The sequence below is a fragment of the Bradyrhizobium sp. USDA 4486 genome, from assembly GCF_054057995.1.
This window is the reverse complement of the sequence record NZ_JBSRZV010000001.1, coordinates 1,554,429-1,566,769: the sequence shown is the minus strand read 5'-3', so window position 1 is coordinate 1,566,769 and position 12,341 is coordinate 1,554,429. Positions and strand designations below refer to the sequence as shown.

The following is a 12,341-nucleotide window of genomic DNA, read 5'->3' as shown; positions in this document are numbered from 1 at the left end:
GGGATGCGGGCCATTGGTCGCAGGAGAGACCGAGCATGCGGACGATTCTGGCAGTGATCGCGTTGTGCAGTGCAGTTGGAAGCGCGGCTTTCGCCGCCGAGCCGTCGCCGGAGCTGATCGCCTATGGCAAGGCGCTGGTCGAGGCCGGCGGCTGCGCGGGCTGCCACACCGCCGATCCGGCGCGGCCGTTCGCGGGCGGCAAGCGCATCGACACGGCCTTCGGAGCGGTCTATGCGCCGAACCTGACGCCCGACCGCGATAGCGGGATCGGCGCCTGGGCGGATGCCGATTTCACCCGCGCGCTCCGCTACGGCATCGCACCCGATGGCTCGAACTATTATCCGGCATTCCCCTATTCCTACTTCACGAGGATGACGAAGGACGACACGCTGGCGATCCGCGCCTATCTCGGCACGCTGGCACCGGTGGCGAACCGCAACAAGCCGCCGGAGATGCGCTGGCCATTCGGTTATCGCCGCCTGATGCGGGTCTGGAACGCCTTCTATTTCAAGCCCGGCCTGTTCGAGCCGGACCAGAGCCAGAGCGCGGCATGGAACAGGGGCGGCTATCTCGTCAGCGGCCTTGCGCATTGCGGCGCCTGCCATACGCCGAAGAACTATTTCGGCGCAGACAAGGCCGCGCAGGCGCTCTCCGGCAACGAGGTCGGCGGCTGGTACGCGCCACGACTCGACGGCGCCGCGCGCACCGGGCTGAAATCGTGGAGCGTCGAGGAGATCACCGAATATCTCCAGAGCGGCCGCAATACCAGGAGTCATGCCGGTGGGCTCATGGCCGAGGTGGTCGTCAACTCGACCTCGAAGATGAGCGATGCCGACGTGAAGGCGATCGCGCTCTACTTGAAGAGCCTGCCGCCCTCGCGGCGCGAGACCATCGTGACGCCACCCGGGGAGGCCGAGATGACAGCCGGCAAGGCTGTCTACGCAAGGCTCTGCATCGCCTGTCATGAGGCCGACGGCTCGGGCGCGCCGCGGATTTATCCGCCGCTGCCGGGCAATGCGCTGCTGCAATCGGTCAATCCGTCCTCGACCTTGCGCATCATCCTCGACGGTGCCCATACCGTGACGACACCGCGCGCACCCAATACTGGCGAGATGCCTGCCTATGCCAAGCAGCTGTCGGACCACGAGATCGCGGCGGTGACGAACTATATTCGCAATTCCTGGGGCAATGCGGCGCCGCTGGTGACGCCGTCGCAGGTGGCGAAGGCGCGCAGGCAAGAGCCGTAGTTGGCACTCTCCGAATTCATGAGATCGTCATGGCCGGGACAACAAGCCTGGCCATGACGTAGCGGACAGAATGAGGCGACGGAGCAATTATCTCCCCTCGTCCTCGGTGAAGACGAATTTCGGCATCTCCCATTTGTAGCGCACGGCAAGCAGGCGGAAGCTGATGCCGAGGACGAATGTCAGAATGGTCCAGAGCTCGGCGTTGAGTTTCAAGCCGAACGCGGTGGCATAGAACAGGCCAGTCACCACCGAGACGCTGGCATAGAGCTCGGAGCGGAACAGCAGCGGCACGTCGTTGCAGAGCACGTCGCGCAGGACGCCGCCGGCGCAGCCCGTCACCATGCCGGAGACGATGACGATCGGCAGCGAGGCATCCATCTGCCAAGCGACGTCGCAACCGGTCATCGTGAAGACGACGAGGCCGATGGCATCGAGCACGATGAAGGCGACCTTGAGCCGGTGCACGAGGCGTGCGGTCAGGATAGTGAGAAAGGCGGCGCCGCCGGCGAGCGCGAGATAGATCGGGTGCTGCACCCATACCAGCGGATAGTGCCCGAGGAAGAGATCGCGCAGCGTGCCGCCGCCGAGCGCGGTGATGCAGCCGAGGAAGCAGACCCCGAGCCAGTCCATGCTGCGGCGGCCGGCGGCGAGCGCGGCGGTCATGCCTTGCGCTGCGACCGCGACCAGCGACAGGAGATGCAGCACGCTATCGCTCGGCGGCAGGCTCCACATGATCTTATTCCCTTCCTCCGCGGGTGGAACTCACGCTCGATGTTCCCGGTGAACAGGTTCCCGATTCCCGCAGCCGGAGCAACATGCGACGAAAGCATAGAGGGCCCGGAACTGAATCTCGCATCCATGGGTTGTCCGGGGTCATAACCGAGGAGACCAATCGATGGCTGACGACCGTTTTCCCAACGATCCGTACCGCCCGAACCTCGCCGACGATGAGTATCTTCGCGCGGCGCGCCGGGATACCGACCTTCAGGCCGATCCCGAGCTTGGCGAAGGCCCCGCCTCCAGCGGCAAGATTGCGCTGTTCGCGGTGGCGGTCGCCCTGGTGTTGGGCGCCGTGTTCTACGGCTTGAACAACACGACCACCGGCAACCAGGCGAGCAACACGCCGTCGACGCAGACCGCACAGCAGTCGCAGCCCGCCAATCCGGCCGCGCCTCCCGGCATGCGCGACGTGACGCCGCGCAACAACGCCGCGCCGGGCGTGACGACGGGCGCCGCGCCGAGCAAGCCGGCCCCGGATACGCAGACGCCGTCTGACGGCGCGAAGTAACGACGTCATTGCGTAACACGCAACTGTCAGCGCTCGGCTTGACTGGGCGATCCAGTACTCCGAGACGGCAGTGATTCAATCGATAAGCCGCCGCGTACTGGATGCTCCGCTTTCGCGGAGCATGACACCGGGAGGATAAGAGAGCGGTGGGACAAAAATCCCGCTGCTCTTCTTTCGTCTAAAGCGCGATGAGATTGGGATGAATCGTCATCGACTTTAGGTTGTTGTCTGAGCATGATCTTTACGGAAACAGCGTCGCACGTTTCCGGATCATGCGTTAGCTGAACATCTTGTTGAGCTCGGCGCCGGAATAGCCGCCGCCGAGCTCCGCAAACGTCCCCTTCTCCGCCATTTCCTTGGCTGCGCGCATGAAGCCGGCCCAGGCGGCACGGGCGAGCGAGCCGCCGACGCTGATGCGGCGCACGCCGAGATCCTCGGCTTCCTTCAGCGACAGGCCGGAGCCGCCGATCAGCAGGTTGAACGGCTTTGGTGCGACAGCCTTCACTACCGCGGCGATGTCCTCGCGAGTCTTCAGGCCCGGCGCATAGAGGCAGTCCGCGCCGGCGTCCGCATAGGCGGTGAGCCGGTCGATGACGAGCTTGAGGTCGGTCACGCCCCACAAGTAAGCCCGCAGCGGCCGACCAGCAGCGTGCCACTGTCGCCGATCGCCTTGCGCGAAGCCTTGATGCGCTCGACGGCGAGCGTGCGCTCATAGATCGGCTTGTCCTTGTCGCCGGTGGAATCCTCAATCGAGAGGCCCGCGACACCGGTGCGCACACCGCGCTCGACATTGTCGGCGACCTTGTCCGGCTCGACCGCAAAGCCGCCCTCGAAATCCGCATTTACGGAAATGTCGACCGCCGAGCTCAATGCTGCCAGATGCTGACAGACGTCCTCGACGGTGACGTGATTGTCGGCCTTGCCGATGGTCCCGGCAAAGCCGGCGCTCGAGGATGCGATCGCCTTGAAACCGAGTTGCTGCAAGGCTTTCGCGCTGCCGATATCGACCGGATTGGGCAGGATGAAGCAGCCGCTCTCGTGCAGCTTCCTGAACGTCGCGCGCTTGTCGGCGGTCGTCACATGCATGTCTCTCTCCCTTGTTGGCCGCGCAGAGATGGGGATGCGTCGCGGCCGGCGCTAGTGCACGTCGTGCACCGCGCGGCTGTCCTTCGGCGCCTGCTCGCGATCATTCATGCCGTAGTCGCGGATGACGCTGGCGATGCGCAGGTGATAGTCGGCGAAGATCTGCGCCCTGCCCTTGGCCTGGGTGCGGCGATGCTCCATGGTGTTGCGCCAGGCCTGGACTGCGGCCTCGTCCCGCCAGAACGAGATCGACAGGATCTTGCCCTTTTCGGTCAGGCTCTCGAAGCGCTCGACCGAGATGAAGCCATCGATGGTTTGCAGGAGCGGCTTCAGATCGGCAGCGAGATCGAAATAGTCCTGGCGGTGTTCCGGCTTGGGCCAGACCTCGAAAATCACGGCGATCATGGGCGTCTCCTCTTATGTGAGCATGATCTCCTGCGGAAAACCGCGTTGCACTTTTGCGGATCATGCTGGCGTAGCCTACACTACCACCTTGCGCAGGAAGGTGCGCTCTTCCACCAGGATGAATTTGTTCTCCTCGGCGAAATGGAAATTCGCCATCCCTTCCGCATCCTGTCGCAGCCGCGCGCGGTAGACCTCATAAGCGGCGAGACTCTCGAAGGTGATCAGCGCGAAGGCGATGTTGTTGGTGCCCTCATGTGGCATGAAATAGCCGATGAGGTCGCCGCCGCATTTCGGGATGATGGTGAGCCAGCTCTTGGAATATTCCTCGAACTGCGTGCGCTTGAACGGATCGAGCTGGTAGCGGATGAAGACGGTGACGGACATGGTCGGCTCCTGTGTCTTCCGTCGTTGCGAGCACGGGTTTCGTAGAGTGGGCGCAATGACGGCGTCGTGAGAGGCTAAGCCCTTGCCCGACCGTAATGCTTCGGCTACCATCGAAGCATGAAATCAGGTCCCGACATCGCCATGGTCGCCTCGCTGGTCGGCGACCCCGCCCGCGCCAACATGCTCACGGCGCTGATGAACGGCCGCGCGCTCACTGCGAGCGAGCTTGCGCAGGAGGCCGGCATCACGCCGCAGACCGCGAGCTCGCATCTGGCAAAGCTCGAGGCCGGCGGTCTCGTCGAGCCGGAGAAGCAGGGCCGCCACCGCTATTACCGCCTCACCGACGACGACGTCGCCGGCGTGCTCGAAGGCCTTGCCGGCCTTGCCGCACGCACCGGCCACATGCGCGTGCGCACCGGGCCGAAGGACCCCGCGCTGCGTCGCGCGCGGATCTGCTACGACCACCTCGCCGGCGATCTCGGCGTGCAGATGCTCGACACCATGCGCGAGCGGCAGCTGGTCAGGCAGAAGAAGCAGGAGATCGAGCTGACAGCCGAAGGCGAGCGCTTCCTCGCCAAGAATTTGCAGATCTCACCCGACATGCTCAGCCATCCGCGCCGCCCGGTCTGCAAGGCCTGCCTCGACTGGAGCGAGCGGCGCCACCATCTCGCCGGCACGCTCGGCGCGGCAATGATGCAGCGGTTCGCGGAATTGAAATGGGCCGCGCGCGATCCCACGCCCGGCAGCCGCGTTGTGATTTTCACCCGCAGCGGCGAGAAGCAGTTCGCGGCGCTGTTCGGAAACGGGAAGGATTAGTCACGCAAGGTGCGTGACGGCACACAATTGCGTGTGAACTCCCACTGTTGTCGTGGCCGGGCTTGACCCGGCCATCCATCGCTTTAAGCGCAGTGTCGTTCCGGGGCGATGCGAAGCATCGCACCCGGAACCTCGAGATTCCGGGCTCGCGTCTTCGACGCGCCCCGGAATGACGGCTCCAAATACGAGACGCCAATGACCCGCCTCCTCATCCTCGCCGCGCTCGCCGCTGCCCTTCTCGCTTCCCCGCTCACCTCCGCACACGCCGCCGACACGCCTCAACGCGAACCCTACGGCATCGCACTCGAGGGCTTTGCGTATCCCTATCCCGTGCAACTGCTCCCCGTGGTCAATGACGGCGAGCAGCTCAGCATGGCCTATATGGACGTGGCGCCAGTGCAAGCAAACGGCCGCACCGTCGTTCTGCTGCACGGGCGCAATTTCCCGTCGAGCTATTGGGCACCTGTCATCAAGATGTTGAGCGAGGCCGGGTATCGTGTCGTGGTGCCGGACCAGGTCGGCTTCGGCAAATCCTCCAAGCCGGCAGGCGAGCTGCATTTCGACAATCTGGCCCGCAACACCATCGCGCTGCTCGATCACTTAGAGATCAGCAAAGCGGATATCATCGCTCATTCACTCGGCGGCATGCTGGGCGTGCGCATCGCCCGCGCCTATCCGGAACGCGTCAGCCATCTCGTGCTGACCGCACCGATCGGGCTCGAGGACTACCGCCTCTACGTGCCGCCGACGCCGACCGAGAAGATCATCGAGACCGAGGACAAGCTCACCGCCGACGGCTACCGCAAGCAGCTCCAGACCAATTACGCGATCAAGTTGCCATCGGATGCGATCACGCCATTCATCGACGCCCGCTTCAACATCAAGGGCAGCCCGGATTATCCGCGCTGGCTGCGCGCCTTCGTCTCGTCCGGCCAGATGATCTATCGCGAGCCGGTTGCGCATGAGATTCCGCTCATTACCGAGCCGACGCTGTTCATCATGGGCGCCGACGACCACAACGCACCGGGCCGGCCGCTCGCGCCCGAGGCGTTGCGCGCCAAGATGGGGCAGAATGCGGAGCTCGCCACGCAACTCGCCGCGAAGATGCCGAATGCGCGGGCCGAGATGATCCCGGACACCGGCCATCTCGTCTTCCTGGAGGCGCCGGAGAAATACAGGGATCTGGTGCTGGGGTTTCTCGGCCGCTAACGGCAGATGCGTATTGCCTGAGCCGTACGCGGGGAACGTTCATGCCGTATTCAGGTCATGATGGGCAGGTTGGCATCGCGATGCACGTTGCCTTCCCATTTGACGTGTCGAATTGTGTCTTTTGATTCATTGTGCGCCGCAAGCGCAAAGCCCTGAAGCTTCGCCCCCAAAGCCCTGCCCCAAGGACGAGAAGGAAGACCAAATGAAATATCTCTTCGCCGCCGTCATGCTCGCCAGCGCGGTCGTCGGTTTCAGCGAAGGGGCCAGCGCCGCTGGCGGCTGCGGCCCCGGCTGGTATCGCGGCCCCTATGGCGGCTGCCGTCCGATGGCCGGACGCCCGCCGGTCGTCGTCGCGCCGGCGCCCGCACCCGTCGTCGTGGTGCGACCGCGCGTTTGCCCCTACGGCTTCCGCTGGTGGGCCGGCCGCTGCCGCCCGATCTGATCTTGTCTTTTCGCACTGCGACGTGGCCGCGCAAGACCAGCCTGCGCGGCCATGTTGTTCTTGAAGGCCCTCCCATCATCTCGCCACGGCCTCGAATCAAAACGGGGACCGCGAACCGCGATCCCCCTCCAAGGCCTGGCTTGCGCGAAGCTTACCAATGATGACGACGCCAGTGCCGGCGGCGCCAGCCCCAATGGCGGTGACGCCAGCCCCAATGGCGGTGGCGCCAACCCCAATGGCGGCGGTGCCAATGGCCGTGACCGTAGCCCCAACGAACCTGCTCGGGCCTGAGCTGCGCGGCCTCATCGCTGCTGGTCAGGGCAGGATGGGCCTCGGGATTGCCTTCCGGCCTGCGGGCCGGGCCGAGCGGCTGCGGTGACAATGGCGCGGCCTGCGCGGTCGCTGCGAAGGCGGCGGCGCCCGCCGTCACACCCAACGCAAGTTTCAAAAAGTTCCGACGCTCCATGACGTGTCCTCTGATCTTTCGCGCCAGTGATGCAGAGGGAGTGTCGCGGTCATGACATGAACCAGAGCTGAATCGCACATTCAGATTCGTTGCGAAGGTGATGGCTGCCGCAGGCCTATGTCACGAACTCCTGCGCCAGCACCAGCGTCTCGCGCGTGCGCTTCACGTCAGGCGAGTTGCAGTTGAAATCGGCAGCGGGCATCGCGGCTCCTCCCGTTGTTTGGCCTCAGCACAGATGGATATAGTGGCGGCAACAAAATGCCCGCGCGGCCCCACGCGCACCGCCCAATCTGCGGTCTCTCTGCCCGCGGGAAAAAACATGTGCCCATTGTCGGAACTCCCTCCCCTCATACGTCCTCTGCTCGGACAACACGGAGCCCCACATGCCCAATCTCATCCTCACCACGTTCGACTGGGTTCCCGAAATGCCGCGCGGCTTCGTGCGCGACCTTCGCGTGCGCTGGGCGCTGGAGGAAGCCGCCTTGCCCTACCGCGTCGCGAGCGTGCCGTTCAGTCCGCGCGATGCGGCGCACTTCGCGCACCAGCCGTTCGGACAGGTGCCGTGGCTGACCGACGGCGACCTCTCGATCTTCGAGAGCGGCGCGATCCTGCTGCATCTGGGTCAGCGCAACCCCGAACTGATGCCGACCGATCCCCGTGGCCGTAACGAAGCGATGGAGTGGGTGTTCGCCGCGCTCAATTCGGTGGAGATGCCGGCCCTGCCCTGGACGATGTTCAAGTTCACCGGCAGTTTCGACGCCTCACCCGCCGTGAAGTTTGTCGACGACTTCCTCAAACTCCGCCTCAAGCACATGGAGACGGTGCTGGCGGCCCGCGAATGGCTGGCGGGGTCCTTCTCAGTCGCGGACATCGCGATGTCGGACGTGCTGCGCGTGGTCGATAAGTTCGGCGGCCTGTCGGAGCACCCGGCTTGCCGCGACTACGTTGCGCGCGCAACGGCCCGTCCGGCCTTCGTCAAAGCCCACGCCGACCAGATGGCGCATTTTGCCGCGGCGGATAAGGCGCACGGGGCGTCACTCGCGGCACACAATTAACCCGCTGTTATCCATGTCCCCACCACCCCCGGAACGAAGCAATTTGCTTCAAATTATTCCGGCCAGAGGTGACACATGGCCCGCATCGACTATCTCAAAGAGCAGGTTGCCCGTGCCGAACGTCTGGCGAAGACCATCCTCGACCAGGAAACCGTGGAGCGGCTGCAAGCCTTCGCGGCCGAATGCCGCGCGGAGCTGATGGTGCTGACGCTGCGGGCTGCAGCATGACGCGGCGCGTCAGACCAGCTTCAGCGGCGCATCGGCGACCACGCGCAGGTCGATGGTCCCAATCAGCGCCGCGCGCCGCGCCTCCGCAGCGCTGATCGCCTCATTTGTCTGCCGCAGCGTGCTGATGTTCGAGCCGAGCGAGACGATGCCGCCGAGCACCAGGGCAATCGATCCGAGCGCTGCGGTCTGGCCGGTCCCGAACAGGCCGAGGATGGTGATCAGCAGCAGCGCACCACCGCTGCCGATGGCGATCTTCGACGCGAGGATGTATTTCCGGCATCGCTCGGCGATCTCGGCGAGCCGCTCGATCCGGTCTTCGATGTCGGAGATTTCGTCGGTCCGGTCGGATACGGTCATTGGATCGATGATGCCAAATCAGAAGAAACTAGCAGCCCGCATGAGCGAAGCGACATGCGGGACCTGGACAAAGATCCAGATATTCGCTTTCGCTCATCCGGGCTAAGCCGTCTCACAACGGCAAATTGTCGTGCTTCTTCGCCGGCATTTCCGTCTTCTTGTCCTTCAGCATCGCCAGCGCTCGTGCGATCCGCTTCCGTGTCGAATGCGGCATGATGACGTCGTCGATGTAGCCGCGCTCCGCCGCAATGAACGGCGACAGGAAGCGGTCTTCGTACTCCTTGGTTCGGGCGGCGATCTTGTCGGGATCGCCGAGGTCTGAGCGGAAGATGATCTCGACCGCGCCCTTGGCGCCCATCACCGCGATCTGGGCGGTCGGCCAGGCGTAGTTCATGTCGGCGCCGATTTCCTTGGAGGCCATGACGTCGAAGGCGCCGCCATAGGCCTTGCGGGTGATAATGGTGACGAGCGGCACGGTGCACTGCGAATAGGCGAACAAGAGCTTGGCGCCGTGCTTGATCAGGCCGCCATATTCCTGCGCCGTGCCCGGCAGGAAACCGGGCACGTCGACGAAGGTGACGATCGGGATGTTGAAGGCGTCGCAGAAGCGAACAAAGCGCGCCGCCTTACGCGATGCGTCCGAATCGAGCACGCCGGCCAGCACCATCGGCTGATTGGCGACGAAGCCGACGGTGCGGCCGGCGATGCGGCCGAAGCCGGTGACGATGTTCTTGGCGAAGGCTTCCGCGATCTCGAAGAAGTCGCCCTCGTCCACGACCTTCAGGATCAGCTCCTTCATGTCGTAGGGCTTGTTCGGATTGTCGGGGATCAGCGTGTCCAACGACATGTCGATGCGGGCGGTGTCGTCGAAGCTCGGCCATTCCGGCACGCCGTCGGTGTTGTTGGACGGCAGGAAGTCGATCAGGCGCCGCATCTGCAGCAGCGCTTCGACATCGTTCTCGAAGGCACCGTCCGCGATCGAGGAGCGCGTCGCGTGCACCGAGGCGCCGCCGAGCTCCTCCGCCGTGACGACCTCGTTGGTAACGGTCTTCACCACGTCGGGGCCGGTGACGAACATGTAGCTGGTGTTCTTCACCATGAAGATGAAGTCCGTCATCGCGGGCGAATAGACGTCACCGCCGGCGCAGGGGCCCATGATGACGGAGATCTGCGGGATCACGCCCGAGGCGAGCACGTTGCGGCGGAACACGTAGGAATAGCCGGCCAGCGCGGCGACGCCTTCCTGGATGCGCGCGCCGCCCGCGTCGTAGAGGCCGATGATGGGCGCCCGCGCCTTCATCGCCATGTCCTGGAGCTTCGTGATCTTCAGCGCGTGCGTTTCCGAGAGCGAGCCGCCGAACACCGTGAAGTCCTTGGCGAACACGAAGGTCTTGCGGCCATTGACGGTGCCCCAGCCGGTGACGACGCCGTCGCCGGGGATCTTGCTCTTCTCCATGCCAAACTCGATCGAGCGGTGCTCGACGAACATGTCGAATTCCTCGAACGATCCCTTGTCGAGCAGAAGCTCGATACGTTCGCGCGCGGTCAGCTTGCCGCGGGCGTGCTGCGCCTCGATGCGCTTCTCCCCGCCGCCGAGCTTTGCGCCGGCACGACGTTCTTCAAGGGCGTCCAGGATGTGTTTCATTTGCTCCCGCCAGTTCTTAACTAAGCCACGTTTGCCGGGGGTTCTAACACGCCATTTTGCGGACCGGAAAGCGGCTTTCGGCGCCGCAGGGCTGCCCTGAAGCAGCGCGAAAGCGCAAGGAATTGCAAAGTTTTTGCCTGGAGGGCGACGATGGACGAACAAGCTGCCGAGACCGGCTCCGTGACGGGCGGCGTCAACATCCTGCTGCGGCTGGAGGGCCTGACCCTGTTCGCAGGCATGGTGATGCTCTACGCGGCCTGGGACGGCTCGTGGCTGGTCTTTGCCGTGCTGTTCTTCGTGCCCGACCTGAGCTTCCTCGCCTACCTCTCCGACGCCAAATTCGGCGCGATGGTCTACAACGCCGCCCACAGCTACATGGCGCCGGTGGCGCTGCTGACGCTGGGCTTCGGCCTCGCCTCGCCCCTCACCCTCTCCATCGCCTTGATCTGGCTCGCCCATATCGGCATCGACCGGGCGCTCGGCTATGGCTTGAAATATTCGGCCGGGTTCGGCTTCACCCATCTCGGCCGGATCGGCCGGCAAAGGGGCGTCTGACCTCAAAAGTCGGTACGGCGGCGGTCATCACGCCCTGGCATCACCCATGTCCGCGACGGTCGTCCCACTGCCGCCGAAGTCATCGTCCGAAACCGTCGATTTCCTGCGGCGCATGGCCCGCATGGTGTCGGGGGGAACGGCGAGACGCTGCTGCGCGCCGCCGCGCTGATCGGGACGGATCGTCATGCCCGGGCTGGTCCCGTCTGCGGGGCCGGCTCGCCCGACCTCCGCCGCGAGTCAGATCGCGCCGATCTCGGCAAGGCAGGCTTGCGTCAGGCTCATGCGCGCCTCGATGTGGCGCGGCTCCTTGCAATCGATGTTGAGCGCGAACACCGTGTGCGCTTCGCCCTTTTCGGCCCAGCCGACCATCCAACCCAGCGACGGCTCGCCGCGCTCGGCGCCGAGCAAGCCTGATTTGGCGCGGATGACGCTGTCGCCGACCTTCGTCATCGGCAGGATGTCGGCGACGAGATCCTGGCTGCGCTTTGAGATTGGCAGCGCGCGGCGGCGCAGCCGGTCGACGAAATCAATCTGCTCGACCGGGTCGATGCGCAGATTGCCGGTCAGCCAGAACTGGTCGATGCCGCCGCCGATGTCGCGATTACCGTAGTCGAACTCGTCGACATATTTCTGCATGCGCACCTCGCCGATCCGGCGCGCGATCTCCTGATAGACCGGCACCGCACTGACCGCGATCGCACTGCGCAGCGTGTGATCCTTGTTCCAGGCTTCGATCGGCCGCTTCACGCCGTCCCAAGGGAAGACGTCCTTGTCAGGGTCGGCGACAACGCCAGTCTCGAGCGCAATCAGCGAGTTCGGAATCTTGAAGGTCGAGGCCGGCAGCTTGGCCTCGCCCGAGCGCTCCTTGTCGCTGGCGACGATCAGATAGTCCTCGACCTTGTAGCCAACGAAAGTGCCTGACGTGGCGAGATCGGTGAAACGTTTTGCCAGGCTGTCGCGGATCTCGTTGCGCGGCGGCGCGACATGGGCGAGCGCGCGCTGCGGCAGGATCGCGGTGGCGGCGAGAAGGCCGAGGGTGGAACGGCGGGTGAGCAAGGGTGATGTCCGCAAAATGATGAAAGTGACCGCGACCATGCAGCCGCTACGCGGTGAAACCATGACAGGTAACTACTTGAGCATGATCTTTCCGGAAAACCGCTA

16 protein-coding genes and 1 pseudogene are annotated in these 12,341 nt (G+C 64.5%); 8 read left to right on the top strand and 9 right to left on the bottom strand.

The features are described 5' to 3' along the window. Window positions 1–35 precede the first annotated feature (35 nt). Window positions 36–1,247 (top strand): c-type cytochrome, encoded by a 1,212-nt coding sequence (locus tag ACVWY3_RS07665; RefSeq protein WP_456837906.1) that lies wholly within the window; start codon window positions 36–38, stop codon window positions 1,245–1,247. Between the two features lie 87 nt (window positions 1,248–1,334). On the opposite strand, the gene ACVWY3_RS07660 is transcribed toward ACVWY3_RS07665, so the two are convergent. Then, window positions 1,335–1,979 (bottom strand): trimeric intracellular cation channel family protein, encoded by a 645-nt coding sequence (locus ACVWY3_RS07660; protein WP_456837905.1) that lies wholly within the window; start codon window positions 1,977–1,979, stop codon window positions 1,335–1,337. A 163-nt stretch (window positions 1,980–2,142) separates the two neighbouring features. Between ACVWY3_RS07660 and ACVWY3_RS07655 the strand changes: the two genes are divergently transcribed. Then, on the top strand, window positions 2,143–2,535 hold the full coding sequence (locus ACVWY3_RS07655; RefSeq protein ID WP_456837904.1) for a hypothetical protein: 393 nt from the start codon (window positions 2,143–2,145) through the stop codon (window positions 2,533–2,535). A 277-nt stretch (window positions 2,536–2,812) separates the two neighbouring features. On the opposite strand, the pseudogene ACVWY3_RS07650 reads toward ACVWY3_RS07655, so the two are convergent. The 3 genes and pseudogenes from ACVWY3_RS07650 to ACVWY3_RS07640 all read right to left on the bottom strand — a co-directional run bounded on the left by ACVWY3_RS07650 (window position 2,813) and on the right by ACVWY3_RS07640 (window position 4,407). Then, window positions 2,813–3,621: pseudogene (locus tag ACVWY3_RS07650) on the bottom strand (isocitrate lyase/PEP mutase family protein). A gap of 51 nt (window positions 3,622–3,672) precedes the next feature. Further along, window positions 3,673–4,023: an antibiotic biosynthesis monooxygenase family protein gene (locus ACVWY3_RS07645; protein WP_456837903.1), complete on the bottom strand. Its 351-nt coding sequence runs from the start codon at window positions 4,021–4,023 to the stop codon at window positions 3,673–3,675. Between the two features lie 75 nt (window positions 4,024–4,098). Then, complete coding sequence (locus ACVWY3_RS07640) at window positions 4,099–4,407, bottom strand: NIPSNAP family protein (RefSeq protein ID WP_456837902.1); 309 nt, start codon at window positions 4,405–4,407, stop codon at window positions 4,099–4,101. A 117-nt stretch (window positions 4,408–4,524) separates the two neighbouring features. Here ACVWY3_RS07640 and ACVWY3_RS07635 point away from each other — a divergent pair, with 117 nt between their 5' ends. From ACVWY3_RS07635 to ACVWY3_RS07625, 3 genes are all read left to right on the top strand, one after another. Next, complete coding sequence (locus ACVWY3_RS07635; RefSeq protein ID WP_456837901.1) at window positions 4,525–5,223, top strand: metalloregulator ArsR/SmtB family transcription factor; 699 nt, start codon at window positions 4,525–4,527, stop codon at window positions 5,221–5,223. A 195-nt stretch (window positions 5,224–5,418) separates the two neighbouring features. Then, the gene (locus tag ACVWY3_RS07630; RefSeq protein WP_456837900.1) at window positions 5,419–6,432 is read left to right on the top strand and encodes an alpha/beta fold hydrolase; all 1,014 of its coding nucleotides are present in this window, start codon (window positions 5,419–5,421) and stop codon (window positions 6,430–6,432) included. A gap of 202 nt (window positions 6,433–6,634) precedes the next feature. Further along, the gene (locus ACVWY3_RS07625) at window positions 6,635–6,874 is read left to right on the top strand and encodes a GCG_CRPN prefix-to-repeats domain-containing protein (RefSeq protein WP_456837899.1); all 240 of its coding nucleotides are present in this window, start codon (window positions 6,635–6,637) and stop codon (window positions 6,872–6,874) included. Window positions 6,875–7,025: 151 nt separating this feature from the next. On the opposite strand, the gene ACVWY3_RS07620 is transcribed toward ACVWY3_RS07625, so the two are convergent. Further along, window positions 7,026–7,340 (bottom strand): twin-arginine translocation signal domain-containing protein, encoded by a 315-nt coding sequence (locus ACVWY3_RS07620; protein WP_456837898.1) that lies wholly within the window; start codon window positions 7,338–7,340, stop codon window positions 7,026–7,028. Between the two features lie 383 nt (window positions 7,341–7,723). Between ACVWY3_RS07620 and ACVWY3_RS07615 the strand changes: the two genes are divergently transcribed. Together ACVWY3_RS07615 and ACVWY3_RS07610 are read left to right on the top strand one after the other, a co-directional pair. Beyond that, a complete protein-coding gene (locus ACVWY3_RS07615; RefSeq protein WP_456837897.1) occupies window positions 7,724–8,395 on the top strand; it encodes a glutathione S-transferase family protein in 672 nt (223 codons plus the stop codon). Window positions 8,396–8,470: 75 nt separating this feature from the next. Beyond that, window positions 8,471–8,623: a hypothetical protein gene (locus tag ACVWY3_RS07610; protein ID WP_456837896.1), complete on the top strand. Its 153-nt coding sequence runs from the start codon at window positions 8,471–8,473 to the stop codon at window positions 8,621–8,623. 9 nt (window positions 8,624–8,632) lie between these two features. Here ACVWY3_RS07610 and ACVWY3_RS07605 read toward each other — a convergent pair whose 3' ends face one another. Continuing rightward, window positions 8,633–8,980 carry a hypothetical protein gene (locus tag ACVWY3_RS07605; RefSeq protein ID WP_456837895.1) on the bottom strand — a complete coding sequence of 116 codons (348 nt, stop codon included), beginning with the start codon at window positions 8,978–8,980 and terminating at the stop codon, window positions 8,633–8,635. A 112-nt stretch (window positions 8,981–9,092) separates the two neighbouring features. After that, window positions 9,093–10,625 (bottom strand): acyl-CoA carboxylase subunit beta, encoded by a 1,533-nt coding sequence (locus ACVWY3_RS07600; protein WP_456837894.1) that lies wholly within the window; start codon window positions 10,623–10,625, stop codon window positions 9,093–9,095. A 150-nt stretch (window positions 10,626–10,775) separates the two neighbouring features. Between ACVWY3_RS07600 and ACVWY3_RS07595 the strand changes: the two genes are divergently transcribed. Further along, window positions 10,776–11,180, top strand: a complete 405-nt coding sequence (locus ACVWY3_RS07595) for a DUF4260 domain-containing protein (protein ID WP_456837893.1) — start codon at window positions 10,776–10,778, stop codon at window positions 11,178–11,180. Between the two features lie 27 nt (window positions 11,181–11,207). On the opposite strand, the gene ACVWY3_RS07590 is transcribed toward ACVWY3_RS07595, so the two are convergent. Together ACVWY3_RS07590 and blaOXA are read right to left on the bottom strand one after the other, a co-directional pair. Next, window positions 11,208–11,366, bottom strand: a complete 159-nt coding sequence (locus tag ACVWY3_RS07590) for a hypothetical protein (protein ID WP_456837892.1) — start codon at window positions 11,364–11,366, stop codon at window positions 11,208–11,210. 51 nt (window positions 11,367–11,417) lie between these two features. Next, on the bottom strand, window positions 11,418–12,275 hold the full coding sequence (blaOXA, locus tag ACVWY3_RS07585) for a class D beta-lactamase (protein ID WP_456843311.1): 858 nt from the start codon (window positions 12,273–12,275) through the stop codon (window positions 11,418–11,420). Window positions 12,276–12,341 lie beyond the last annotated feature (66 nt).